The organism is Rhizobium leguminosarum bv. trifolii WSM2297, from assembly GCF_000271845.1.
In genome coordinates this window covers 1,261,600-1,285,137 of sequence record NZ_JH719395.1, presented here as the reverse complement: position 1 = coordinate 1,285,137, position 23,538 = coordinate 1,261,600, and the positions used below count along the sequence as shown (strand labels likewise).

Sequence of the window (23,538 nt, the reverse complement as noted above, 5' to 3'; positions counted from 1 at the left end):
TGTCTTCGACCCTGTTTAAACCGTTCAACGGACGGGCACGGCAGGCCAGTCGATCAGGTCGGCCTTCGAGCCTGCAAGCGTATCGCGGCTGCCGGCGACGACGTCGTGCGGGAAGCCGAGCGGGATGGCGCTTGCCGCGTCGAGGCGGGCGAGCTGGTCGACGGTCAGCCTGACGTCGAGCGATGCGAGGTTGTCGGCAAGCTGCTCCGGTGTCCGCGGTCCGAGGATCGGCAGGGTGCCCTTGTCGAGGACCCAGGCGATGGCGACCCGGCCGGCGGGGATCCCTGTCTCCTCCGATATCGCCAGAACCGCATCGACGGTCGCGGTCTTGCGCGCGTCGCTTTCGCCGTGGATGACGGCGCCGAGACCCTGGGCGCGGCCCGTTTCACCCTTGCGGTATTTGCCCGTCAGCAATCCGCCGCCGAGTGGCGACCATCCAACCGTTCCGAGACCGAAAGCGGCGGCCATCGGCAGGAGTTCGCGTTCGGCGGTGCGCTCGACGAGGCTATATTCGAACTGCAGCGCCGAGACCGGGTTCCAGCCCCTGAGCTCCGCCAATGTCGCCGCCGTTGACACGCGCCACGCCGGAAAGTCGGAGAGGCCGGAATAGAGGATCTTGCCGGCGCGGGCGAGATCGTCAAGACCGCGGACGATCTCGTCGATCGGCGTCACGGCATCCGGCATATGCACCCAGAGCAGATCGATCCTGTCGGTGCCGAGCCTCTTGAGGCTGGCTTCGACGGACTGGACCATTGCCTTGCGGCTGTTGCCGGTGCGGTGCAGTCCGGCGCCGTTAGTGTCGCCCAGCGAGAACTTGGTGGCGACGACGACGCTGTCGCGATCGCCGGCGATGAATTCGCCGATCATCGTTTCCGACTGGCCGAACTGATACTGGTCGGCGGTATCGATGAAGTTCCCGCCGGCGTCTCGATAGGTGTCGAAGACGGCCTTTGCCTCCTGCCGGCTCGAACCATAACCCCAGCCGGTGCCGAAGTTTCCGGTGCCGAGGGCGAATGTGGAAACGCGAAGGCCCGTCCGGCCGAAAATCCTGTAGCGCATGGTGATCACTTCCTTTCGCTGTACGAATTTAAATGACGATCGTCATGTTGATTTTAAATGCCGATCGTCATACATTTTGTCAAGAGCGCATCGAACGAGGTTTTGAACATGCGGCCCACACGCGAACAGGCAAGAGAAAACAGGCGGCGGATAATCGAGACGGCTGCGCAGCTGTTTCGGGAAAATGGCATCCATGCGGTCGGCGTCGACGCCGTGATGAAGGGGGCCGGGCTGACGCATGGCGGGTTCTACGGTCACTTCAAATCCAAGGACGAGCTGACGGCCGAGGCCGTCAGCCACGCCATGCGTGAAAGCCTTGAATCGGAACCGCCCTTCGGCTCAATCGCCGAGTTTGCGGCCGCCTATCTCTCGCGGGAGCATCGCGACGCCAGCGGCGAGGGCTGCACGATCGCTGCACTCGGACCGGAGCTCGCCCGCTTGCCGGGGGAGAAGCGGGGATCGGTCACCGAATATGTCATCGTGCGCGTCCGGCAGATGGAAAAGCTGCAGAGTACCGAAGGTGGAGCGTCCGATCGCCGCAAGGCCATCGCCGACCTGTCGAGCATGATCGGCGCCCTCGTCATGGCTCGCGCGGTCGGCGACGAGGAACTGTCGAACGAGATCCTGGAGGAAACGCGGCAATCCCTATCGGGCGGGAAAGAAGCGATGTGAGTGTTTCGGTTTGGGGGGCATGGCCGAACCACGGTCCGGCTATTGCCAAAATTAGTTGACTGAGTCCATTATTAGAGCGTCATGAGCCTGGTTAGGAGCGACGAAGCCGTGAGCATAATGGATCGATTTTCATTGGCGGGTCAGGTGGCGCTGGTGACCGGCGGCGGGCGCGGGCTGGGTTTCGAGATGGCACGAGCCCTTGCCGAAGCCGGTGCGCATGTCATCGTCACAGGACGCACGGCGGCGACACTAGACGAGGCCACAAAGACCATCCGGGCCGCGGGCGGCACGGCAGACGCCGCTGCTTTCGACATCGCCGACCGCAAGGCCCAGCGCGCGTTGATGGCGGATATCGACAGGATCCACGGCCGTCTCGATATCCTGATCAACAATGTCGGCGCCCGTGACAGGCGACCGCTGGCCGAATTCGATGATGATGCCATCATCGAACTGCTGCACACGGACCTTGCCGCAGCGATGACGCTTTCGCGCGACGCTGCCGCACTGATGAAGCGGCACAATCACGGCCGGCTGATCGCCGTGACTTCCATCAGTGGCCATGTCGCACTGCCCGGCGATTGCGTCTATCCGGCGGCCAAGCAGGGGCTGACCGGCCTGATGCGCGGTATGGCGGTCGAGTTCGGCCCGTTTGGCATTACCAGCAACGCCATCGCGCCGGGCTGGTTCGCCACTGAGACGAACGCGGCGATGGCCGCAAACGAAGAATTGATGCCTTTCGTGCGCCAGCGCATCCCGGTCCAGCGATGGGGACGCCCGGACGAGATCGCCGGCGCGGCGCTGTTTCTCGCAAGCGGTGCGGCCTCCTTCGTCAACGGTCACGTCCTGACCATCGATGGCGGCATGACAGTGCGGATGTGACGCACCGAATTCCGCATCTCTTCCATTCGCGCGGGAGTGGTGTTGCGACGCGAAGCAGGCTAATGAACGGGATAGGCGATATCGCTCTTTCAGTGCCGGCCTGCGGTTCTCGTTGCCGGGTCGATGGCCGAAACGGTCAGCCCTTGCTTCCCGATCTTAGAATTGCAACGGCCCATGCGGAGATTCAAAAATTAACGATCATATCCAGTGGCTTATAGAGCAGGGAATCACCAGCGAGCACATCGGCGACCTCGTCGCCGGCTTATGCGACCGGTTGATCGCCGATGGTTTTCCCATCTGGCGGGCGAGCATTACCATGCCGTCCCTTCATCCGATGTATCGCGGCGTCTCGGCGAATTTTGTGCGGGGCGGCGCAACCGTTCTCGAAAATGCGGAGCACGGCAGCGTGGAAGAGCGCAACTTCGAGCAAACGCCGATATTCCATCTATTGAGCCGCGGCGAAAGAGCCGGGCGTTGGAGATTGGAGAAGGGCGAGGGTCTTGAATATCCCCAGCTTGCCCAATTCGCGCTCGCCGGAGGCACGGACCATCTGGTCAGCCTTTTCGAATTCCCGAAAGGGGTCGCGTTGCGCGGGCTCGGATTCTCTCTGACTAGCGACCTCCCGGGCGGATTTTCGGATGATCAGCTGGCGATCGTCAAAGAACTTGTGCCGGCGCTGGGACTGGCTTGCTACCGCGTGGCGGCATCGAAGACCGCGACGGATATCCTTGCGGTCTATACCGGTGCCAAAACCAGCGCCCGCATTCTTGCAGGAGAAACCCAGAGGGGAACCGGCGGCTCCATCAATGCCGCGATCCTGCTTGCGGACCTCAGAAATTTTACGGCGTTGACCGAAGCGTATAATCCTAGCGAGATCGTCGGTTTTCTGAACGAACATTTCGAGCTGATCGGCGGGTATGTCGAGGAGAATTCCGGTGAGATCCTCAAATTCATGGGCGACAGTGTGCTCGCGATCTTTCCGACAGATGCTGACGACCCGCAAAAGGCCTGCATCGCTGCACTCGCATCTGCAAAGCATGTTCTGAAGGCGAATGAGGCACTTAATCGTGAGCGGACGCAGAGGGGTGGCCCTGATATCGGCGTCGATGTCGTGCTGCATCTCGGCGAGGTTTTCTATGGAAACGTCGGTGCTCGCGGCAGGCTGGATTTCACGGTGATCGGCAGGGCCGTCAACGAGGCGTCGCGGCTTGAAAAGCTCTGCGGCGCGCTCGGGCAGCACCTGGTGATGTCGGAAAGCTTCGCGGCCACTTGCGCTGTCGCCAACGAGTATCTGGGATCGTTCGAATTGCGCGGCGTTTCTAAGCGGGCCGACGTATTCAAGCTCGCTGACACCGCGTCTTGAGGCTCGAGCCGATGGCTCAGATCTCGCCGGAGACCTCGCGCCGGCGCCGGTCGAGCTCTTCGCTGTAGCGGCGCAGCGTGTGGCTTTCGCTGAGCTGGCCGATCACCTTGCGTTCGATCAGGTTGTTGACGACGGCGAGCGCTTCGCTTTCGCTCTTGTCGAAGATCGCCGCCGCTTGCCGGGCATTCATCTGCGGCTGCAGGAAATCGTTGCGATAGTGGATGAAGTCGGCAAGCGTCTTGCCCTCGTCCTGCGCGTCGGTCGGGTTGGCGTAGATCTCCGGCACCAGCACGAGGCCCGCATATTTATCGTTCTCCTCGACGAGGATAACGCGCTGGGTCGAACCGATCGGAAAGGCCTGCTTGAAGTCTTCCAGCGTGATGCCGGCCCTGGCCTTCTTGACGTCGGCGCGCATCAGCTTGTCCACCGTCAGGTTGCGGATCCAGCCGACGTCATGGGCGCTGCGGATGCTTTCGCCGCGCAGATGGAAGCGCCACGTGGCGAAGGAGTAGCCGAAGGTCGAGCGCACGACGAGCGAAGAGGTGATGACGGCGGCGAGCACCAGCGCGGTGATCGGGAAATCGCCGGTGATTTCGAGCGCCAGGAAGGTCATCGTCAGCGGCCCGCCGATGACGGCGACGGCGAGCGAACTCATGCCGACCACGGCATAGATGACAGGCGTCAGCGTCGCGTCGGCGAAGTAGGGGCCGCAATAGGCAAAGAGCTTGCCGAGCAGGGCGCCCATGAACAGCGAGGCGAAGAACAGGCCGCCTCTGAAGCCGGAGCCGATCGAGATCGCCGAGGCCAGCGATTTCAACAGGAAGAGGCCGACCAGCGCCGGGATCGCAACCTCGCGGGAAAGATTGAGATGCAGCGCGCCGTGGCCGGCCGAGAGTACCTGGGGTGAGATCATCGCCAGCAGCCCGACGATGATGCCGCCAAGTGCCGGGCGGAAGGGCGGGGCGATCGCGCTCTTGCGGGCCAGTTCCTCGATGAAGGCGACGCCCTGCATGAGCAGGATGCCGACGCCGGCGCAAAAGACGCCGAGCAGCAGGGCCGGGATATAATCGGCCGGCACGACCGAGCCGAAGCTGCCGATATCGATGGTGAAATCGCCCTCGGTGAGCAGCCTTGCGATGAGCGTCGAGACGAGGGCCGAGACGACGACAGGGGTCAGCGACACGATCGTATAGGTGCCGATGATCAGCTCGAAGGCATAGAAGGCGCCGGTCAGCGGCGCGTTAAAGGCGGCGGCGATGGCGCCGGCCGCGCCGCAGCCGACGAGCACGCGCAGGTCGGAGCGGCGAAGCTGCAGCTTCAGGCCGAATTTCGAGGCAAGGCCGGCGGCAAGCTGGGTATAACCGGCCTCGAGCCCGACGGAAGCGCCGAAACCGTTGGAAATCAGGTTCTGCACGGCAACGATGATGCTGTCGGTCAAAGACAGGCGGCCGCCATGCAGCGCATTGGCCTCGATCGGATCGACCATCGGCTTCTTGCGCCGTTTCGCCAGTACGAAGAGCAGTAGGCCGAGCAGGACGCCGCCGACGACGGGGGCGGTGAGCAGCAGCAGCTTGTCTTCGATGACAGACGAGCTCAGTCTTTCGTCGTCGGCGATGCCGAAGATCAGCCGGTGCAATTCATTGGAGACGAAGCTCATGCCGGTGACGGCAAGCCCCGAGGCAATGCCGACGACGGCGCCCGCCAAAGACAGGCCGACCTCGCTGCGGCGGGTCAGCGCACGCAGCCGCCCCGGATCAAAGAAAACACGCAGCGCACGCAGACGGCGCCGATCCAATTTCATAAGCATGGCTAAGACAACTAGGCGGGGAGAGGCCCGGTCAAGGGCGGCGGTGACGCAGTCCGCTTGCAGTGCAATTGCGGCGAAAAGCCGGCTGGCGGGTCAAATATTTATGACGTAAGTCTCTGATAAATGACGATAATTATGGTAGGGTAAGTCGTGTTTTGCCGGGTGTGCCGCCTCGCAGGCGATTGGCCCGCCGCCAAGGCCGGTTGACTTCACCCCCAGCCTTGCCTAACCATCCGATCTAACGGATGGTTGAATGACCATCCTGACATAACGGATGGTTCCGGATCGGTGTAACGCCCTTCCGGATGAAAAGGGAATGTGACGGGGCGGACCCAAACCGGGCGCCTTCATCACAGCCGACCCCGCGACTGTAGAGCGGTCAGGGTCTTCCATCCGGCATCGAAGTCCATCCAGGGCCGTCTTGCAATGGTGCAGGTGGGTGGGATGGGCGACATGCCGGAAAAGCCACTGGACATGCATGGTGATCAACCGGGGTCGGACGCCTCTCTATCTACGAATCGTCCACCTTTTCTCCATGCTGCCGGGAAGGCGAGGCAGATCCGCTGGCACGATCAGGGGCGACCGGTTTCCGGTCCGCCCCGATCGCGGCCGATAACCGCGAGCCAGGAGACCTGCCATTCGTGCCGGGCGAAAAGCCCACCCCTGGGCAAGAGGCCCGCTGCCAGCACGGAGGTTGTTTTGGCTGAACGATTGAATTCAGCGCGGCCTGGTGCGGCGCGCATGGGAAGTGTTTTTCGGGTACCTTGTCGAAGAGCGCGACTGGGAGGCACTTTCCTCTCCTCCCTCATTCCTGTGCTCGTCACAGGAATCCAGCCACGGCGCGTCTGCGCCGTGAATAACTCTACGCCATCGTTGAATGGGTCTTCCGTGCCCAAGGACTTGGGCACGCTGGATTCCTGTGACAACCACAGGAATGAGGGTGGTGGGTGGCTCAGCGCCTTTCGTCTGGAGGCGGCATGGGCATGACTGGAACCACCCTCATCCTCGGCGGCGCGCGCTCCGGCAAATCGCACTTCGCCGAATCCCTCGTCGTCGCGACCGGCCTCGAACGCCACTACATCGCGACCGGGCGCGCATGGGACGATGAGATGCAAGCGCGCATAAACCAGCACAAGGCCGACCGCGGTCCGAGCTGGACGACGCATGAGGAGCCGCTTGATCTCGTCGGCAAGCTAACTGCCATCGACGGCGAGGGCCGCGTCGTGCTGATTGATTGCCTGACGCTCTGGGTCACCAATCTGATGATGGAGGAGCGCGATATGGCAGGGGAATTCTTGGCGCTTGTCGATTTCCTGCCGCGGGCGAAGGCGCAGCTCGTTTTCGTTTCAAACGAGGTCGGCCTCGGTATCGTGCCCGACAATCGCATGGCGCGGGATTTTCGTGATCATGCCGGCCGGCTGCATCAGTCAATCGCGGCGAAGGCCGCCGAAGTCTATTTTATCGCGGCGGGCCTGCCGCTGAAAATGAAGGGTTAAGTCTATGAACCAGCAGAAGATTCCCGCCACCGTCATCACCGGCTTCCTCGGCGCCGGCAAGACGACGATGATCCGCAACCTGCTCACCAATGCCGGCGGCAAGAAGATCGCACTGATCATCAACGAGTTCGGCGACCTCGGCGTCGATGGCGATGTGCTGAAGGGCTGCGGCGCGGAGAATTGCACCGAGGACGACATCATCGAGCTCACCAATGGCTGCATCTGCTGCACCGTCGCCGACGACTTCATTCCGACGATGACGAAGCTGCTCGAGCGCGAACAGCGGCCCGATCATATCGTCATCGAGACCTCGGGCCTTGCCTTGCCGCAGCCGCTGGTCGCCGCCTTCAACTGGCCCGATATCCGCACGCAGGTGACCGTCGACGGCGTCATCACCGTGGTCGACAGCGCGGCTGTGGCCGCAGGCCGTTTCGCCGACGACCATGATGCCGTTGATGCACGCCGCGCCGAGGATGAATCGCTTGACCACGAGAGCCCGATCGAGGAGCTCTTCGAGGATCAGCTGACGTGCGCCGATCTCATTGTGCTCAACAAGACCGACCTGATCGACGTCGCCGGCCTTGGCCGCGTGCGCGACGAGGTCGCCTCCCGCACTCTGCGCAAGCCTGTCATGATCGAGGCGAAAAACGGTGAGGTGCCGGCCGGCATCCTGCTAGGCCTCGGCATTGGCACGGAGGATGATATCGCCAACCGCAAGTCGCATCACGAGCTGGAGCATGAGGACGGCGCGCCGCACGACCACGACGAATTCGACAGCTTCGTCGTCGAACTCGGCCCGGTCGCCGACACTGCCGGCTTCGTCGAACAGCTGAAGACGATCATATCAACCCATGACGTGCTGCGCCTCAAGGGCTTCGTCGATGTTTCGGGCAAGCCGATGCGCCTGCAGCTCCAAGCGGTCGGCAGCCGCATCGACCACTATTTCGACCGTGCCTGGGCACCGGGGGAAACGCGCGCCACACGTCTCGTTGTCATCGGCCTGCACGAGATGGATGAGGGCGCGGTGAGGGCGGCGATCGAGGCGCTGGCATAGACCCATGCATCTGCTTCAGGCCCAGCAGGGAACGATCAGTGACGGTGAGGAGGCGATCGATCTCGGGCAGACGCCGGGCGATATCCTGTTCCTGTCGGCCGCCGACAGCGAGCTTGCGGCGATCGCGGCCGCCCATCGTTCGGGCGGCGGGCCGTATTCGCTGAGGCTTGCGAGCCTGATGAGCCTCAAGCATCCGATGTCGGTCGACACCTATGTCGAGCGGACAGTGCGGCACGCCAGGCTGATCATCGTGCGCGCGCTCGGCGGCGCCAGCTATTTCCACTATGCGCTGGAGGCGCTGCACGCGGCAGCTTCCCGCAAGGGAGCGTTGATCGCGGTGCTGCCGGGCGATGCCAGGCCGGATGCGGGGCTTGTGCCTTTTTCGAATGTCGATCTCGATGATCTGAATGCGCTCTGGGCCTATCTGATCGAGGGCGGCGATAGCAACGCGCGGGCCTTTCTCGATTATGCCGAAGCGATGCTGTCGGGGGCGGAGAAGCCGGCGCCGGCTGCGCCTTTGATGAAAGCTGGCATCTGGTGGCCGGGGCGAGGGCTGATCGGGGTCGAGGAGTGGCGGCGGGTTGCTAGTTCGCGTATTGCGCCACCTTCATCCGTCGAGCGTGGGATACCCCCCTCTGTCCTGCCGGACATCTCCCCCACAAGGGGGGAGATCAGGGATGAGAGGCCTTGCTCCATCTCTTCAGCCGAAAGCGCGGCATCTTCAAACGTTTCTTTTGTTGGAAGCCCAGGCGACTTGCCGATCTCCCCCCTTGTGGGGGAGATGTCCGGCAGGACAGAGGGGGGTGCCCCACGCTCGACAGAAGAGGTCGAATTCGAACCTACGGTTTCCCCCGTCGTCGCCATCAGCTTTTACCGCGCCCTCGTCCAAAGCGGCGAGACCGGGCCGATCGAGGCGCTGATCGACGCCTTGCAGTCGCTTGGCCTCCGGCCCTTGCCGGTCTTTGCCTACAGCCTCAAGGATCCCGTTTCCACCGGCATTCTCGAGAGCGTGTTCTCGGCGCTGAAACCCGATGTCGTCATCAATACCACCGGCTTTGCGGTCTCTGCACCGGGGGCGGACCGGCAGCCGACGGTGCTGGAGGCGAGTGGGGCGGTGGTGCTGCAGGCGATCCTGTCGGCCTCGTCGCGGGAGGCATGGTCCGCCTCCTCGCAAGGCCTGTCGGCACGCGATCTCGGCATGAATGTGGCGCTGCCGGAAGTCGACGGAAGGGTGTTGGCGCGGGCGGTCTCGTTCAAAACGGCGGCGCGCTATGACGCTGTCGTCGAGACCAACATCGTTTCCAGCCAGGCCGACCCCGGCCGGGTGCATTATACCGCCGCGCTTGCCGCCAATTGGGCGCGGCTGAGGATTACGTCGGCACGGGACCGGCGCATCGCGTTGGTCATGGCGAACTATCCGAACCGCGACGGCCGGCTCGGCAATGGCGTCGGCCTCGATACGCCGGCCGGCAGCATCGAAGTGCTTCGCGCGATGGCAGCAGCGGGTTATCCCGCTGCCGATATTCCAGCCGACGGCGACGCGCTGATCCGCCATCTGATGGAGGGGCCGACCAATTCAGGACGTGACGGCAGGCTCATCCGCGAGACGCTTTCGCTGAGTCGCTACAACAGCTTCCTGCAAACTCTTCCCGATCAGATTCAGGATGAAGTGAGAGCCCGCTGGGGCGATCCCGAAGGCGATGCATATTTTCGCGATGGCGCCTTCGCCCTGCCTTTTGCGCGCTTCGGCGGCGTTCTCGTCGGCATCCAGCCGGCGCGCGGCTACAATATCGATCCGAAGGAGAGCTATCATTCGCCGGATCTCGTGCCGCCGCACGGTTATCTTGCTTTCTATGCTTTCCTGCGGCGGGAATTCGGCGCAGATGCCGTCATCCACATGGGCAAACACGGCAATCTCGAATGGCTGCCGGGCAAGGCGCTGGCGCTGTCGGAGACATGTTATCCGGAAGCGATCCTCGGGCCGCTGCCGCATCTTTATCCTTTCATCGTCAACGATCCCGGCGAGGGCACCCAGGCCAAACGCCGAACTGCGGCCGTCATCATCGACCACCTGACGCCGCCTTTGACGCGGGCCGAGAGTTACGGGCCGCTCAAGGATCTGGAAGCGCTGGTCGACGAATATTACGAGGCCTCCGGCGGCGATCCCCGCCGCATCCGCCTCCTCAGCCGGCAGATCCTCGATCTCGTCACCGATATCGGCCTTGATCGGGATGCCGGGATAACGAGCGGCGAAAGCGAAGGCGAGGCGCTGAAAAAGCTCGACGCCTATCTCTGCGACCTCAAGGAAATGCAGATCCGCGATGGGCTGCATGTGTTCGGCGTGTCGCCGGAGGGGCGGCTGCTGACGGATTTGACCGTGGCGCTGGCGCGGGTGCCGCGGGGGCTGGGTGAGGGCGGGGATGCGAGTTTGCAGCGGGCGATAGCGGGGGATGCGGGGGTGGGCAGTGTGCTTGTGGCACCCTCCTCTGTCCTGCCGGACATCTCCCCCACAAGGGGGGAGATCGGCAAGAGGCTAGACCGCAATTCCACGTCGGTTGCTTGGGGAAGCCAGTGCCACGATTCAATCTCCCCCCTTGTGGGGGAGATTTCCGGCAGGACAGAGGGGGGTATCCCCACCTTCGATCCCCTCGATTGCGACATGGCCGCCTCCTGGGCCGGCCAACGTCCCGCTATCCTCGCCGACCTTCTCGACGCCCCCTGGCGCACCAACGGCGATACCGTCGAACGTGTCGAATTGCTGGCGGCCAAGCTGGTCGCAGGCGCGATCGGATGCCCTGCGGAATGGACGGCGACGCGGGCGGTGCTTGCCGAGATCGAGACCCGTCTCAAGCCTTCAATCCTTGCCTGCGGCCCGGCGGAAATCGCGGGCCTGTTTGCCGGACTCGACGGCCGCTTCGTGGCGCCCGGCCCATCGGGTGCCCCGACGCGCGGGCGGCCCGACGTTTTGCCCACCGGCCGCAATTTCTATTCGGTCGACAGCCGCGCGGTGCCGACGCCGGCGGCCTTCGAGCTCGGCAAAAAATCGGCCGAGCTGTTGGTGCGCCGTTATGTGCAGGATCACGGCGAATGGCCAGTCTCCTTCGGCCTGACAGCCTGGGGCACGTCGAATATGCGCACCGGCGGCGACGATATCGCCCAGGCCTTAGCACTGATCGGCGTCAAACCGCTCTGGGACATGAGTTCGCGCCGCGTCACCGGCTACGAGATCATCCCGCAAGCAATGCTCGGGCGGCCGCGTGTCGATGTGACGCTCAGGATCTCCGGTTTCTTCCGCGATGCTTTTCCCGAGCAGATCGCCTTGTTCGACAAGGCGGTCCGCGCTGTCGGCGCGCTTGAGGAGGACGAGGCCGACAACCCGATCGCAGCGCGCATGCGCGGCGAGGCGGCAAGGCTGGCCGTTGCCGGTCTCGACGCCGCCACGGCGAAACGCCGGGCCGGCTACCGGGTCTTCGGCTCGAAACCCGGAGCCTACGGCGCCGGCTTGCAGGCATTGATCGACGAAAAGGGCTGGGAGCGGCGCGCCGATCTTGCAGAGGCCTATCTGGTCTGGGGCTCTTATGCCTATGGCGCCGGCGAGGAAGGCAAAGCCGAACGCAGCCTGTTCGAGGAGCGGCTGCGCTCAGTGCAGGCGGTGATCCAGAACCAGGACAATCGCGAGCACGACCTGCTCGACAGTGACGACTACTACCAGTTCGAGGGCGGCATGGCGGCGGCGGCTGAACAGCTGACCGGTGCGCGCCCTTCGATCTATCATAACGACCATTCCAGACCGGAGCGGCCGGTGATCCGTTCGCTGGAGGAGGAGATCGGCCGCGTCGTGCGCGGGCGCGTCGTCAATCCGAAATGGATCGCTGGCGTCATGCGCCACGGCTACAAGGGTGCGGCCGAGATCGCCGCCACCGTCGATTATCTCTTCGCTTTCGCGGCGACGACGAATGCTGTCGGCGCGCATCATTTCGAGGCGGTCTACCAGGCTTTCGTCGCCGATCCCGCCGTGCGCAGCTTCATGATGGAGAAGAACCCGGCGGCATTCGACGAGATGACCGCGCGGCTCAGCGAGGCGATCGACCGCAGCCTCTGGACGCCGCGCAGCAATTCGGCCCGGTTCGAGCTTAATCAAAGAACGAGGGCATGATGTTTTCCGAAAACCGCCCACACTTTTCGGCATCATGCTCTGGCAAACAACAAAATGAGGTAAAGCCATGAACGACGAGACCCCGGAAAACGAAACCGGCAAGGATGATGCGCGCCACGCCGAGAAGATGGCGAAGAAGAAGGCCGCCCGCGACAAGATCATGGCGACCAAGACCGATGGCAAGGGGCTGATCATCGTCCATACCGGCAAGGGCAAGGGCAAGTCGTCTTCCGCCTTCGGCATGATTTTCCGTCACATCGCCCATGGCAAACCTTCGGCCGTCGTGCAGTTCATCAAGGGCGCGATGTGGACCGGCGAACGCGATTTGATCGAGAAGCATTTCTCCGATCTCTGCCAGTTCCATACCATGGGCGAGGGTTTCACCTGGGAGACGCAGGACCGTGCCCGCGACGTCGCAGCAGCCTCGGCCGCCTGGGAAAAGGCCAAGGAGCTGATCCGCGACGAGCGTAATTCCATGGTGCTGCTCGACGAGATCAACATCGCGCTGCGCTACGACTATCTCGATATCAACGAAGTGGTGGAATTCCTGAAGACCGAGAAGCCCGCCATGACCCATGTCGTGCTGACGGGGCGCAACGCCAAGGAGGAACTGATCGAGATCGCCGATCTGGTCACCGAGATGGAGCTCGTCAAACATCCCTTCCGCTCCGGCATCAAGGGGCAACCGGGCGTGGAGTTCTAAAGCAATTCCGGGAGAAGTGCGAAGCGGTTTTCCGTCCGGAATTGCGTAAAACAAAAGGTTAGAGCGGTTCTGCGCTTCCGTGAAAACCTGAACCGCTCTAAACTCTCAGTTCATTGCAAGAGCGCGCAGGATCGCCGCCGTTTCCTCATCCGCCGGGAAGAAGGATTCCACGGCCAGTTCCGACAGCGTGATATCGACGGGCGTGCCGAAGACGGTGGTCGTCGAGATCAGCGATAGCCGACCGGCCTTGGTCGAAAGCGTCAGCGGAATGGCGATGCCGGCGTGGTCGGCATGTGGGCGTTCGCAGCTTCGGGTGCCGGGTAGGACAACAGCTCTTTCAGCAGCCTTTCCAACACTGGATCGCCCGAGACCGATATTTGCTGACGCAGTCGGTCAATAAGATGGGCGCGCCATTCCGAGAGGTTTGCAATCCGGGGCGCCAGTCCTTGCGGGTGCAGGCTGAGGCGCAGCACATTGACCGGCGGTTCCAGCAGGGAGGGTTCGGCAATGCCCGAGATCAGCGGCGCCAGCGCCGCATTGGCGGCAACCAGCGTCCAGTGGCGGTCGATCGCGAGTGCTGGGAAGGGCTGATGAGCTTTCAACACCATGTCGATGGCGCGGCGGGCCGGTTCCAGAGCGGGATCGTCGAGTGTGCGCTCGGCAAAGACGGGGGCGAAACCCGCCGCCAGCAGCAGCGGGTTGCGGTCGCGCAGCGGCACGCCGAGGCGTTCGGCAAGATGCAGCAGCATGTCGCGGCTCGGCGTCGCTCGCCCGCTCTCGATGAAGCTCAGATGCCGCTGCGAAATATCGGCCTCCAGCGCCAGGTCGAGTTGGCTCATCCGGCGGCGCTGGCGCCATTCGCGCAGGTGATCTCCAAGAGGGCGGGCGGTCGACGGCATCAGGCGGCTTCCGGGAGTTGATCGATGAAGCCACGGACGGATTTCAGCTTGCCGCCCTCGAGTTCGGCAAAATCCGTGCCCTTGATCAGTGCTTCGCCATTGGCAGGCCCGAGGCCCCAGGAGAAGCGCAGATTGTCGCCATAGCCGTCAGCTGTGCCGATCAGTTCGAAACGGAAACCGGGGAAGCGGTTCTGCACGGCCTCGACCAGCGAATTGATCTGCTCATGGCCTTCGCCGCGCATCAGCGGATCGATGTAGGTTGCGGCCTCCGCCCAGCTCTCGGCGATCAGAGCGCGGCGGCGAGCGGCATCCGTCTCGTTCCAGACGGCGAGGTAGCGCTCTGCATTGCTGTTTGCGTCGTTCATTGGGTCATCTCCTTTTGATCGCCCGTCCATTCCAGGCAGTGCGATCATGCGGGAAGCCGATGCTGCCTATCAATTACGTCAGAGGTAATGAGGGCCGGTCAAGTATTTAGGCTAAATGCCGAGCCAGGTGCGCAGCGGATTTGCCGGATCGGCGAGCAGTTTGACCGCAAGGGCGACGCAGACGATGACGAGCAGCGGCTTGATCAGCTTTGCGCCGATGCGCATGGCCAGCCGCGAACCCAGCTGCGCGCCGAGGAATTGGCAGACGCCCATCAACAGGCCGATCTTCCAGAGTATCGCGCCGAAACTTGCGAAGACGATCAGCGCGCCGAAATTCGAGCCGAGATTGAGAAGTTTGGTATGGGCGGTTGCCTTCAGCACGCCGAAGCCGGCGAGCGTAACGAAGGCGAGCATGAAGAAAGAGCCGGTGCCGGGGCCGAAGACGCCGTCGTAAAAGCCGATGGCCGGGACCAGCGTCAGACCGAATGCGAAGGGCGTGATGCGGCGATGGGTATCGACGTCGTTGAGGTTCGGCTTGACGGCAAAGAAGATCGCGATCGACAGCAGCAACACCGGCATGATCGCCTGCAGCATTTGTCCGGGCACGATCGTTGCAAGAGCGGCGCCGAGCGCCCCGCCCATGACCGCCATCAGCGCCATCGGCAATTGTTCGTGAAGCTCCACGTGGCCCTTGCGAGCATAGGCGAGTGTTGCCGAGGCTGCGCCGAAGATCGACTGCACCTTGTTGGTGCCGAGCGTCTGCAGCGGCGGAATGCCGGCGATCAGCATGGCGGGAACGCTGATGAGACCGCCGCCGCCGGCAATCGAATCGACGAAACCGGCAAAGAAGGCCGCCGCGCAGAGCAACAGAAGCAGATGGAAGGTGATGTCAGGCAAGATTGTATTCCGAGGGGTTTGGGGCAGCCTTCTTGCATTTCCCGCCTCGGACTGCAATGGCTGCAAGGAAATAGCAGCGCGCATTCGACGGCTTCCATGAGTGACATTCCCTTAGATACGACACGGCGCCATGTGCTCGGGCTCGGCTGCGAGCGCGGGACGCCGCCCGCCGAAGTGCTGTCGCTGGCCATGGCCGCGCTAGGGGCGGCCGGTATCGACACGGCGGAGCTTGCGGCCATCGCCTCGATCAGCAGCCGTCGCGACGAGGCGGCAATCCTTGCCGTCGCCAGGCACTTTGCCGTACCCGCGGTCTTCTTCGATGCGCCGCGGCTGGAAGAGGAAACACCGCGGCTCAAAAATCCCTCCGAGATCGTCTTTGCCCGCGTCGGCTGCCATGGCGTGGCCGAATCGGCCGCCCTTGCGGCTATCGGCCCGGATGCGGAGTTGTTGCTCGGCAAGATCAAATCCGCGCATGCGACAGCATCGATTGCCCGCATCGGGTTGCAGAAAGCCTGACGGGCGTTATGGTGGCGGCAATTTGCGGCGCCGTTCGGCAGCCTCGCGATTCACATCTTGTTTTAACGCAATTCCGGACGCAAAACCGCTACACAGTTTTGCTGGAATTGCCCTAGAGGATACACATGCACAAGGTCATTTATGACACGGATCCGGGCGTCGATGACGCCATGGCGCTTCTCTTCCTGCACCGCCATCCCGAAATCGATCTGATCGGCATCACCACCGTTTTCGGCAATGCCTCAGTCGAGACGACGACGCGCAATGCGCTCTTCCTCAAGCGCGAATGGAGCATTGCAGCGCCTGTTGCCAAGGGCGCCAGCGTCACCATCGATCCCTTGCGCGCCGAGCGGGAATGGCCGGCCATGGTGCATGGCGACAACGGCCTCGGCGATATCGAGGTGCCTCGCACGATCGACCTGCCGCTTGATCCACGCCCGGCGCATCGCTTCATCATCGACACCGTGCGCGCCAACCCCGGCGAAGTCAGGCTGGTGGCCGTCGGGCGGATGACCAATCTGGCGAGGGCGCTGAAGGAAGACCCGGAGATTGCGGGCCTGGTCAAGGACGTCGTCATTATGGGCGGCAATTTCTATGTGCCGGGCAATGTCTCGCCGGTCGCCGAGGCCAATATTCACGGCGATCCCGAAGCTGCCGACATCGTCATGACAGCACCCTGGAAGGTGACCGTCATCGGCCTCGACGTCACGTCGGTCACCACCATGAGCCGCAGCTATCTCGGCGAGATGGCGGCCAGGGGAGACGGAGCGGTGAAGCTACTCGACGCACTGTCGCAGTCCTACATCGATTTCTACAAGCATGCGGTCGAGGACGGCATGATGGTGCATGACAGCTGCGCCTCGGTCTATGTGGTGGCGCCTGAACTGTTTTCCTCGATATCGGGCACAGTGCGCGTCGTCTGCGGCGGCATCGCCGACGGCCAGACGATCGTCAAGCGGGACGGTCGCCATTTCCCGCCGGGCGACTGGGATGGCCTGCCGAGTCAGATCGTCTGCACCGGCATCGAATCGGAGAAGGTCATCGACCTCATCCGCAATACGCTTCTTCGTGGCTGACCGCATGCAAGGCTGGCTGCATTGCGGTCGGCCTTCGATGGAATATGATAGAATATTCATATTGTTGTGCTGGAATTCGGAGAATTCGAATCCGCTTCTTTGCAAAGTGAGTCATGGTGATCTCAGCAACTTCAGGTGAGGTGGGTCGCGCGGCGTTGACCTTGCCCCGTGCGGGGCCTAGATCAGCGGGATGATCGATGCCGCATTCTCCCATCTTCCCGCACTGGAGCCGGGCAGCGTCTGGCTTGTCGGGGCCGGCCCCGGCGATCCCGGGCTGTTGACGCTGCTGGCTGCCAAGGGACTTTCCGAGGCTGATGTCATCGTGCACGACGCACTCGTCAACGAGGAATGCCTGGCGCTGGCGCGGCCGGAAACGCTGGTGGAATATGCGGGAAAACGCGGCGGCAAGCCTTCGGCGAAACAGCGCGATATTTCGCTGCGGCTGGTGGAACTGGCGCTGGCCGGCAAGCGGGTGCTGCGGTTGAAAGGCGGCGATCCCTTCGTCTTCGGCCGCGGCGGCGAGGAGGCGCTGACGCTGGTCGAGCACAATATCCCCTTTCGCATCGTGCCCGGCATCACCGCCGGCATCGGCGGGCTTGCCTATGCCGGCATCCCGGTGACCCATCGCGACATCAACCATGCCGTCACCTTCCTTACCGGCCATGATTCCTCCGGAATCGTGCCCGACAGGATCAACTGGGAAGCAATCGGCCGCGGCTCGCCCGTTATCGTCATGTATATGGCGATGAAACACATCACCGAGATCAGCAGGCGCCTGATCGCCGCCGGCCGGCTGCCCTCCGAACCCGTCGCCTTCGTCTGCAATGCCGCTACCGGCCGGCAGCAAGTCCTGGAAACGACGCTTGGCGACGCGCCCCAGACGGTCGCCGCCTCCGGGCTCGAGCCGCCGGCTGTGGTTGTCGTCGGCGAGGTGGTACGGCTCAGAGCCTCGCTCGACTGGCTCGGCGCGCTGGCGGGCCGGCGCCTTCAACCCGATCCGTTCCGCCGGTCCGGCAAGGTGCTGATATGAGCGGCCTCCTGATCGCAGCCCCTTCCTCCGGCGCCGGCAAGACGACGGTGACGCTCGGGCTGCTGAGGGCGCTTCGCCGGCGCGGCGTCCCGGTGGCACCCGGCAAGGCCGGCCCCGATTACATCGATCCGGCCTTTCATGCGGCAGCGAGCGGCACGCCTTGCCTGAATTTCGATCCCTGGGCGATGCGTGGGGAATTGATCTCGGCCAATGCCGCCCTTCACCGCTTCGGCGACCGCATTTTGGTCATCGAGGCAATGATGGGTCTCTTTGACGGAGCCGCCGACGGAAAGGGAACGGCGGCCGATCTTGCCGCCCAGCTTGGCCTTTCCGTGGTGCTCGTCGTCGATGCCTCGCGCATGTCGCAGTCGGTGGCGCCGCTGGTATCAGGCTTTGCCGGTTTCCGCGCCGATGTCCGCATTGCCGGGGTCATCCTCAACAAGGTCGGCAGCGATCGGCATGAGGCGATGCTGCGCCAGGCGCTGGAGGCGATCCGCATGCCTGTTATTGCCGTGATCGGCAGCGACAAGGCGCTTGCCTTGCCGGAGCGCCATCTCGGCCTCGTCCAGGCCGGTGAACATTCGACGCTTGAGAATTTCATCGACCATGCGGCGGACGCCGTTGCCGAGGAATGCAATTTCGAATTCCTGCTGCGCATCGCACGGCAGGGGCTCAACCGGCCGTCGGCCGCCAATATCGACCGGCTGATGCCGATCGGTGCCCGCATCGCCGTGGCGCGCGATGTCGCCTTTGCTTTTTCCTACGAGCATATGCTGCTCGGCTGGCGCCGCCGCGGGGCTGATATTTCGTTCTTCTCGCCGCTCGCCGACGAGGTGCCGGCCGGTGATGCCGACGCGATCTATTTGCCGGGCGGTTATCCCGAGCTGCATGCCGGGCGGCTCTCCCAAGCGCAGAATTTCCGTGCCGGCATGCTCGACGCGGCGGCGCGCGGCATCAGGATCTACGGCGAGTGCGGCGGCTACATGGTGCTGGGCGATGGGCTGATCGATGCGGGGGGCAACCGCCACGAAATGCTCGGCCTGCTGCCGGTTGTCACCAGCTATGCCGAGCGCCGGCGCCATCTCGGCTATCGCCGTGTCACGCCGCTCGACGGCGCCTTCTTCGCGCGGACGATGACGGCGCATGAATTTCACTATTCCACTGTCGTTTCCGAGGGTGAGGGAAAGCGGCTGTTTGCCGCGCAAGATGCGCTCGGAACCGATCTCGGTGCCGTCGGGCTTAGGCGCGGCCAGGTGGCGGGCTCCTATATGCATCTGATCGATCTTGCGAGAGCGGCCGCATGAGCGCGCCGATCGCCCATGGCGGCGGCATTACCGCTGTTGCCGCCGCCTTCGGCGGCAGGCCGGAAGACTGGCTCGACCTTTCCACAGGCATCAACCCGTGTCCCGTCGCCCTGCCCGAGATCCCGGCAAGGGTCTGGCACCGTCTGCCGGACAGCCATCTCGTCGACGAGGCAAGGTTTGCGGCGCGCGATCATTACCGCAGCGGGGAGATTCTACCGCTGCCGGTGCCCGGGACTCAATCGGTGATCCAACTTTTGCCGCGCCTGCTTCGGCAGGGAGTTCAGTTCGCGGAGACGGACGATCGTATCGCCATGACGGACAACAGGGTTGCCGTGACGGACGATCGTATCGCCGTGGTGTCGCCGACTTATGGCGAATATGCGCGGGCCTTCGCCTCGGCCGGTTTCGCCGTCGATGCGGTCGGCGATCTCGCTGCAATCGGGGCGGAGCATCGGCTGGCCGTCGTCGTCAATCCGAACAATCCGGACGGCAGGGTCTGGCCGGCCGAGACGCTGATTGCCCTGCACGACAGGATGAAGGCGGTAGACGGGCTTCTCGTCGTCGATGAGGCCTTCGGTGATACCGATCCGGCGCTGAGCCTCGCAGCACACGCGCAAAATCTTTCCAATCTGATCATCTTCCGTTCCTTCGGCAAGTTTTTCGGGCTTGCCGGCCTGCGGCTCGGTTTTGCGATTGCGCCCCACGATATTCTCGAGCGTTTCGAGAACTGGCTCGGCCCTTGGGCGGTCTCAGGCCCGGCGCTGTCACTGGCCGCTTCGCTGCTGCGTTCGGAGGTGTCTGCGCTCCGCGGCCGTATCGATGAACGCTGCGCCGGCCTGTCTGCGGTGCTGGCCGGCGCCGGGCTGCGGATAGCCGGAGGAACGACGCTTTTTACCCTGGTCGTCGATGCGCGAGCCGGCGACATTTACACGCATCTTTGCCGGCATCATATTCTCGTCCGCAAGTTCGATTATGCGCCGGATTGGCTGCGTTTCGGGTTGACGCCCGATCCGGCGGCGGACAGGCGGCTTGGCGAAGCCCTTCAGGGATTTGAGCGATGACGATCGACGAAAACCTTCTGGTACTGCTTCTGGCGCTGCTGCTCGACCGGATTGCCGGCGATCCACAATGGCTATGGTCGCGGGTGCCGCATCCCGTCGTCATCTTCGGCGCGGCGATCTCTTACGTCGACCAGCAGCTCAATCCCTCAAGCCTGACGGGCTCCCAACGCCGGATGAACGGCGTTGCCGCGATCCTGACGCTGCTTCTGCTGTCGATCGCCGCAGGCTTCGTGTTCGACCGGTTCTTCGCACTCTTCGGCCTTGCCGGCCTGGTGCTGGAGGCCGGTCTGGTGGCGATCTTCCTGGCGCAGAAGAGCCTTGCCGATCATGTCGCGGCCGTCGCTACCGCCTTGCGCGGCGAGGGGCTTGCCGGCGGCCGGGTCGCCGTCTCCCGGATCGTCGGGCGCGATCCCGAGACGCTCGACGAGCCGGCTGTCTGCCGCGCGGCAATCGAAAGCCTCGCCGAAAACTTTTCCGACGGCGTTGTGGCGCCGGCGCTGTGCTATGCCGTCTTCGGCCTGCCAGGCTTGCTCGCCTACAAGATGCTGAACACGGCGGATTCGATGATCGGCCACAGGTCGGAAAAATACATCGATTTCGGCTGGGCCGCGGCCCGGCTCGACGATATCGCCAACTGGCCGGCCGCGCGTCTCTCCATCCTGCTGATTGCCGCAGGCGCCTGGATCCGGCGGGGCATCAGTCCCTGCCGTGAGGCGATCCGCGTGGCGATGCGCGACGGTGGCCTGCACCGCTCGCCGAATTCCGGCCGCCCGGAGGCGGCGATGGCCGGCGCTCTCAACGTCCAGCTCGCCGGCCCGCGCATCTACGGCGGTGTCATCGTGACGGAGCCGATGATCAACAACGCCGGCCGCGACATTGCCACCGCCGGCGATATCGAAGACGGCGTGTCGGTGTTTTATGCCAGCTGCATGGTGTTCACCGGTGTGATCTTCGGGTTGTTCTTGTGTTTTCTGTAGGGTGATCCGTCGGGCGGAATGAAAGGGCGTGCCGTGTGGCACCCCCCTCTGTCCTGCCGGACATCTCCCCCACAAGGAGGGAGATTGGCAAGAGGCTCGACCATCGCTCCCTTGCTACCGCCGCGGAAGAAATATACGGCAGTTGCTTGGGGAAGCCATTACGCCTATCCGATCTCCCTCCTTGTGGGGGAGATGCCCGGCAGGGCAGAGGGGGGTAACACAAGGCAACCACGTCTCGGTGGACAGCCCCCGCTCAAACGTCTATTTGAACCGCCTCATATCTCATCAGACCGGAAGCAGAGCAATGACAGTTCAGGTTGAATTACCGTGCCCGAAGTGCAAGAGCACCAAGATGAAGTTCGAGCGTGCCGAAATCCGGGAAACCGACATCATCACCTGTGCCGCCTGCGGTCATAATCTCGGCACGATGGCGTCTATTCGCGAGAAGATGAACAAGGCCTACCGGCAGCTCAAGCAGCCTTCGGCGGCGCGCAAGCTTCAGTGAAGAGGTGCCGCCGCTTTCCCGGCGCCCAATTCCTGCTCTCACTTGTTAGAGTTGTGATTACCATTCGGATTAAAGCAATATAATAAGTATTGCCCTAGTCTCTCTTCCGTGGCGGCGCAATTGATCTGCGCGCGGTCGAAGAGGGGCTATCATGAAGACGATTTTGGCGGCTGCGGCCGCAAGTTTATTGCTGCAGTTTTCTCCCGTTGCCGCTGAGGCGGCGACGCTGGTTGCCAATATCAGCATCGGCAAGCAGACGATGACCGTCTCCGAGAACGGCTTCGTCAAGTATCGCTGGAAAGTTTCGACCGCACGCAACGGCTATGTCACCCCGACCGGTTCGTGGAGCGCCAAGTGGCTGTCGCGCGATCACCGTTCGCGGAAATACGACAATGCACCGATGCCCTACGCCGTGTTCTTCAACGGCGGTTATGCTGTTCACGCCACCTTCGACCTGAAGCGCCTGGGCCGGCCGGCCTCGCATGGCTGTGTTCGCCTTCATCCGGACAATGCGGCCCAGTTCTTCTCGCTGGCGCGCCAAGCCGGCCTTGCCAATACCCGCGTGGTGATTACGCACTGATTTTCTTTTCCAGTTCATCCATGTCGGGGACGACGATATGCCGGAAGTTCTCGATGCGGATGACGCCGCTCTTGCGCAGCCTGGTCATCTGGCGGCTGACGGTCTCGATCGTCAGCCCGAGGAAATCGGCGATCTCGGCGCGCGATAGCGGCAGGTCGAAGGCGGTGCTCGTGGCCGTTTGCGGTTCGGCGTGCGTGGCGATGAGGTGGAGCAGGCTTGCGACCTTCTCCTCGGCTGTGCGCCGGCCGAGCGTCAGCATCCATTCGCGCGCTGCATCCAGCTCCTTCAGCGCCTGGTCGTGCAGGCTCCTCTGCAGTTCCGGCGTCTCCGATATCATGCGGTCGAGCAGGCTGCGGGGGAAGACGCAGATCTCCGCATCGGTCGCAGCTTCGGCCGACAGCGTGCTTTCGCGCACGAAAGGCCTGCCGACGAAATCGGGGGCGAACTGCAGGCCGACGATCTGCTGGCGCCCGTCCGGCATCACCTTGCAGAGCTTCACCACGCCGCGCATGATGTTCGAATAGAACGAGCTTTCCGACCCTTGTGCCACGATCTCGCTGCCGGCATCGACCTTGCGGCGCAGCGAGTGGCGTCCGAGCTCACGGAGCTGGTCGCTCGACAAGGCGCCGCAAACGACGCCATGCCGCGCCTGGCAGGACCGGCAGGCGACGGGAACGCCAAGCTCAAGACCCTGACTGTGTGCGACGTCCATATCCTGATCCCTTCGAAATCCTGATGCACCCGGGGATACCTGGGCATGGCTCGCATGCCCGGCATTTCTCCAACGATTACGCCGCGACTGCGGGATCGGCTATCCCGATTTCTTCCAGCGCGGCTTGATGATTATCAATTTCGCGGGGATCGCGACTTGATCCAGATCAAGTGCCGGTGCCCACGGCTCCTGCCGGGGAGTGTGCCAAAGCGAGGCTGTGCGCGGTTTTGATTCGGACGGCTTGGGCGCTCCGCCGCTGAAGCGGGATCCCCGCAGTGGCATCGCCTGCAGCCCGGTGACGGCAAGAGGCCCGCATTCCATTGCTGTTTAGGCAACACCCGATCGGCAAATTGCCGCAACGCTCGGACGAAAGCATTGGCTTTTGAAATGGATTTGCCTATGAGGAGGTTTAAATCGTCATTTCATG

The 23,538-nt window shown here is 63.2% G+C and carries 20 protein-coding genes, 1 pseudogene and 1 riboswitch; of the genes and pseudogenes, 15 read left to right on the top strand and 6 right to left on the bottom strand.

What is annotated here, in order from left to right; translation table 11 throughout:
• Nucleotides 1-24 precede the first annotated feature (24 nt).
• Complete coding sequence (locus RLEG4DRAFT_RS21555) at nucleotides 25-1,059, bottom strand: aldo/keto reductase (protein WP_003579886.1); 1,035 nt, start codon at nucleotides 1,057-1,059, stop codon at nucleotides 25-27.
• Nucleotides 1,060-1,167: 108 nt separating this feature from the next.
• Here RLEG4DRAFT_RS21555 and RLEG4DRAFT_RS21550 point away from each other — a divergent pair, with 108 nt between their 5' ends.
• From RLEG4DRAFT_RS21550 to RLEG4DRAFT_RS21540, 3 genes are all read left to right on the top strand, one after another.
• Complete coding sequence (locus RLEG4DRAFT_RS21550; RefSeq protein ID WP_003579884.1) at nucleotides 1,168-1,731, top strand: TetR/AcrR family transcriptional regulator; 564 nt, start codon at nucleotides 1,168-1,170, stop codon at nucleotides 1,729-1,731.
• Nucleotides 1,732-1,839: 108 nt separating this feature from the next.
• Complete coding sequence (locus tag RLEG4DRAFT_RS21545) at nucleotides 1,840-2,610, top strand: SDR family oxidoreductase (protein ID WP_003579882.1); 771 nt, start codon at nucleotides 1,840-1,842, stop codon at nucleotides 2,608-2,610.
• Between the two features lie 190 nt (nucleotides 2,611-2,800).
• A complete protein-coding gene (locus tag RLEG4DRAFT_RS21540) occupies nucleotides 2,801-3,973 on the top strand; it encodes an adenylate/guanylate cyclase domain-containing protein (protein WP_245278013.1) in 1,173 nt (390 codons plus the stop codon).
• A 16-nt stretch (nucleotides 3,974-3,989) separates the two neighbouring features.
• Here the strand turns inward: RLEG4DRAFT_RS21540 and RLEG4DRAFT_RS21535 are convergent, their stop codons facing one another.
• Nucleotides 3,990-5,780, bottom strand: coding sequence for a chloride channel protein (locus tag RLEG4DRAFT_RS21535; RefSeq protein ID WP_003579879.1), 1,791 nt, complete (start codon nucleotides 5,778-5,780; stop codon nucleotides 3,990-3,992).
• Between the two features lie 258 nt (nucleotides 5,781-6,038).
• Nucleotides 6,039-6,434, top strand: a riboswitch (cobalamin riboswitch).
• 323 nt (nucleotides 6,435-6,757) lie between these two features.
• On the opposite strand from RLEG4DRAFT_RS21535, the gene cobU reads away from it, so the two are divergent.
• From cobU to cobO, 4 genes are all read left to right on the top strand, one after another.
• Nucleotides 6,758-7,276 (top strand): bifunctional adenosylcobinamide kinase/adenosylcobinamide-phosphate guanylyltransferase, encoded by a 519-nt coding sequence (cobU, locus tag RLEG4DRAFT_RS21530; RefSeq protein WP_171898227.1) that lies wholly within the window; start codon nucleotides 6,758-6,760, stop codon nucleotides 7,274-7,276.
• Nucleotides 7,277-7,280: 4 nt separating this feature from the next.
• Nucleotides 7,281-8,330: a cobalamin biosynthesis protein CobW gene (cobW, locus tag RLEG4DRAFT_RS21525; RefSeq protein ID WP_003579876.1), complete on the top strand. Its 1,050-nt coding sequence runs from the start codon at nucleotides 7,281-7,283 to the stop codon at nucleotides 8,328-8,330.
• 4 nt (nucleotides 8,331-8,334) lie between these two features.
• A complete protein-coding gene (gene cobN, locus RLEG4DRAFT_RS21520; RefSeq protein WP_003579874.1) occupies nucleotides 8,335-12,486 on the top strand; it encodes a cobaltochelatase subunit CobN in 4,152 nt (1,383 codons plus the stop codon).
• 67 nt (nucleotides 12,487-12,553) lie between these two features.
• A complete protein-coding gene (cobO, locus tag RLEG4DRAFT_RS21515) occupies nucleotides 12,554-13,189 on the top strand; it encodes a cob(I)yrinic acid a,c-diamide adenosyltransferase (RefSeq protein ID WP_003579873.1) in 636 nt (211 codons plus the stop codon).
• A gap of 105 nt (nucleotides 13,190-13,294) precedes the next feature.
• Here the strand turns inward: cobO and RLEG4DRAFT_RS21510 are convergent.
• The 3 genes and pseudogenes from RLEG4DRAFT_RS21510 to RLEG4DRAFT_RS21500 all read right to left on the bottom strand — a co-directional run bounded on the left by RLEG4DRAFT_RS21510 (nucleotide 13,295) and on the right by RLEG4DRAFT_RS21500 (nucleotide 15,350).
• Nucleotides 13,295-14,088: pseudogene (locus RLEG4DRAFT_RS21510) on the bottom strand (helix-turn-helix domain-containing protein).
• The gene (locus RLEG4DRAFT_RS21505; RefSeq protein ID WP_003579869.1) at nucleotides 14,088-14,453 is read right to left on the bottom strand and encodes a nuclear transport factor 2 family protein; all 366 of its coding nucleotides are present in this window, start codon (nucleotides 14,451-14,453) and stop codon (nucleotides 14,088-14,090) included. The pseudogene RLEG4DRAFT_RS21510 and the gene RLEG4DRAFT_RS21505 overlap by 1 nt, the downstream one beginning before the upstream one ends.
• 111 nt (nucleotides 14,454-14,564) lie before the next feature.
• A complete protein-coding gene (locus RLEG4DRAFT_RS21500) occupies nucleotides 14,565-15,350 on the bottom strand; it encodes a TSUP family transporter (RefSeq protein WP_037093952.1) in 786 nt (261 codons plus the stop codon).
• A 96-nt stretch (nucleotides 15,351-15,446) separates the two neighbouring features.
• Here RLEG4DRAFT_RS21500 and RLEG4DRAFT_RS21495 point away from each other — a divergent pair, with 96 nt between their 5' ends.
• The 8 genes from RLEG4DRAFT_RS21495 (at nucleotide 15,447) to RLEG4DRAFT_RS21460 (ending at nucleotide 22,399) form a co-directional block, all read left to right on the top strand.
• Nucleotides 15,447-15,866, top strand: coding sequence for a cobalamin biosynthesis protein (locus RLEG4DRAFT_RS21495; RefSeq protein ID WP_003579865.1), 420 nt, complete (start codon nucleotides 15,447-15,449; stop codon nucleotides 15,864-15,866).
• 125 nt (nucleotides 15,867-15,991) lie between these two features.
• The gene (locus tag RLEG4DRAFT_RS21490) at nucleotides 15,992-16,942 is read left to right on the top strand and encodes a nucleoside hydrolase (RefSeq protein ID WP_003579864.1); all 951 of its coding nucleotides are present in this window, start codon (nucleotides 15,992-15,994) and stop codon (nucleotides 16,940-16,942) included.
• Nucleotides 16,943-17,132: 190 nt separating this feature from the next.
• Entirely contained in the window at nucleotides 17,133-17,972 is an 840-nt protein-coding gene (cobA, locus tag RLEG4DRAFT_RS21485; RefSeq protein WP_003579861.1) for a uroporphyrinogen-III C-methyltransferase, read from the top strand.
• Entirely contained in the window at nucleotides 17,969-19,276 is a 1,308-nt protein-coding gene (locus RLEG4DRAFT_RS21480; protein ID WP_003579859.1) for a cobyrinate a,c-diamide synthase, read from the top strand. Before cobA ends, RLEG4DRAFT_RS21480 begins: the two co-directional genes overlap by 4 nt.
• Nucleotides 19,273-20,337, top strand: coding sequence for a threonine-phosphate decarboxylase CobD (cobD, locus tag RLEG4DRAFT_RS21475; protein ID WP_003579856.1), 1,065 nt, complete (start codon nucleotides 19,273-19,275; stop codon nucleotides 20,335-20,337). Before RLEG4DRAFT_RS21480 ends, cobD begins: the two co-directional genes overlap by 4 nt.
• Complete coding sequence (cbiB, locus tag RLEG4DRAFT_RS21470; protein ID WP_003579854.1) at nucleotides 20,334-21,314, top strand: adenosylcobinamide-phosphate synthase CbiB; 981 nt, start codon at nucleotides 20,334-20,336, stop codon at nucleotides 21,312-21,314. The genes cobD and cbiB overlap by 4 nt, the downstream gene beginning before the upstream one ends.
• Before the next feature lie 304 nt (nucleotides 21,315-21,618).
• Nucleotides 21,619-21,819, top strand: a complete 201-nt coding sequence (locus tag RLEG4DRAFT_RS21465) for an ECs_2282 family putative zinc-binding protein (RefSeq protein ID WP_003579852.1) — start codon at nucleotides 21,619-21,621, stop codon at nucleotides 21,817-21,819.
• 151 nt (nucleotides 21,820-21,970) lie between these two features.
• Nucleotides 21,971-22,399: a L,D-transpeptidase gene (locus RLEG4DRAFT_RS21460; protein WP_003579850.1), complete on the top strand. Its 429-nt coding sequence runs from the start codon at nucleotides 21,971-21,973 to the stop codon at nucleotides 22,397-22,399.
• Here RLEG4DRAFT_RS21460 and RLEG4DRAFT_RS21455 read toward each other — a convergent pair.
• The gene (locus tag RLEG4DRAFT_RS21455) at nucleotides 22,389-23,111 is read right to left on the bottom strand and encodes a Crp/Fnr family transcriptional regulator (protein ID WP_003579848.1); all 723 of its coding nucleotides are present in this window, start codon (nucleotides 23,109-23,111) and stop codon (nucleotides 22,389-22,391) included. The two genes, RLEG4DRAFT_RS21460 and RLEG4DRAFT_RS21455, sit on opposite strands and share 11 nt — an antisense overlap.
• Between the last annotated feature and the right edge of the window lie 427 nt (nucleotides 23,112-23,538).